A 1675-nucleotide genomic window follows, 5' to 3' on the forward strand; every position below is an offset into this window, starting at 1 on the left:
ATTCAATTTAAATTAGCTGATATGGCGACTGAAGTGGAATTAGCGCGTAATTTAGTACATAAAGCAGCTTGGTTAAAAGATAACGATAAACCTTTCGGTAAAGAAGCGGCTATGGCAAAGTTGTTTGCATCTGAAGCAGCTAGTCGTATCGCGAATCATGCGGTACAAATTCATGGTGGATATGGCTATATGCGTGAATATGAAGTTGAACGATATATTCGTGATGCAAAACTGTTAGAAATTGGTGAAGGAACTTCTGAAATTCAACGTCTCGTAATTGCAAGACATTTAGGATGTAGATAAAAAGGAGGAGTCACTATGTTTCAAAAAATATTAATTGCTAATCGCGGGGAAATCGCAGTTCGCATTATGAAAACTTGTCAAAAACTTGGCATTCGTACCGTTGCTATTTATTCTGAGGCTGATGAAAATGCCCTTCATGTAAAATTGGCAAATGAAGCTTACTTAGTAGGCGGTCCACGTGTCCAAGAAAGCTATTTAAACCTTGAAAAAATTATTGAAATAGCTAAGAAGACAAATGCTGAAGCAATCCATCCGGGGTACGGATTATTATCAGAGAATCCATCTTTTCCGATTCGCTGTAAAGAAGAAGGAATCGTATTTATCGGTCCTTCAGAAGAAATCATTACTAAGATGGGAAGTAAAATTGAGTCACGTATAGCGATGCAAGCAGCAGATGTGCCAGTAGTTCCAGGCATTACTACAAATATTGAAACTGCTGAAGAAGCAATTGAAATTGCAAAACAAATTGGTTATCCATTAATGCTTAAGGCATCCGCGGGCGGCGGAGGCATTGGAATGCAGTTGATGGAAACTGAGCAAACGCTCACCAAAGCATTTGAAAGTAATAAAACAAGAGCGCAAAATTTCTTTGGTAACGGAGAAATGTATTTAGAGCGCTATATAGCAGATGCACACCATATTGAAATTCAGCTTTTAGCAGATACACATGGTAATACAGTGTATTTATGGGAACGTGAATGTTCAGTGCAGCGCCGAAATCAAAAAGTAATTGAAGAAGCGCCTTCACCATTTTTAGATGAAGGTACACGAAAGGCTATGGGAGAAGTTGCTGTACAAGCTGCTAAAGCTCTTGGTTATACAAATGCTGGCACAGTGGAGTTTCTTGTAGATGATCAAAAGAACTTTTATTTCTTAGAGATGAATACGAGATTACAAGTAGAACATCCAGTTACAGAAGAAATTACTGGGTTAGATCTAGTTGAACAACAACTACTTATCGCATATGGTGAGAAGCTATCATTTACACAAGATGATGTAAAACGTAGTGGTCATGCCATCGAGGCTCGTATTTATGCAGAAGATCCGAAAACATTCTTCCCATCACCTGGGAAAATTACAGATCTAACGTTACCGACAAATGTACGTATTGATCACTTTTTGGAGAATCAAGTAACGATTACACCTTTCTATGATCCAATGATTGCGAAAGTAATCGCTCATGGCGAAACTCGTGAAGAAGCGATTTCAAAATTACAGGATGCGCTGCAAGAGTTAAAAGTAGAAGGTATTAAAACGAATACACAAATGCTACTACAAGTATTGGAAGATGATGTGTTCAAAAGTGGTATTTATACAACGGGTTTTGTAACGAAACAACTTGTTAAAAAATAAGATTTATGAATATTAAGGG

At 37.6% G+C, this 1675-nt stretch carries 2 protein-coding genes; both read left to right on the forward strand.

The features are described from left to right. A partial coding sequence (locus tag AC1DTM_RS25435; RefSeq protein WP_477001185.1) for an acyl-CoA dehydrogenase family protein occupies positions 1-303 on the forward strand: 303 nt, incomplete at its 5' end. Positions 304-318: 15 nt separating this feature from the next. Beyond that, the gene (locus tag AC1DTM_RS25440; RefSeq protein WP_016104902.1) at positions 319-1656 is read left to right on the forward strand and encodes an acetyl-CoA carboxylase biotin carboxylase subunit; all 1338 of its coding nucleotides are present in this window, start codon (positions 319-321) and stop codon (positions 1654-1656) included. Positions 1657-1675 lie beyond the last annotated feature (19 nt).

Source organism: Bacillus sp. P4_D3, assembly GCF_056401855.1.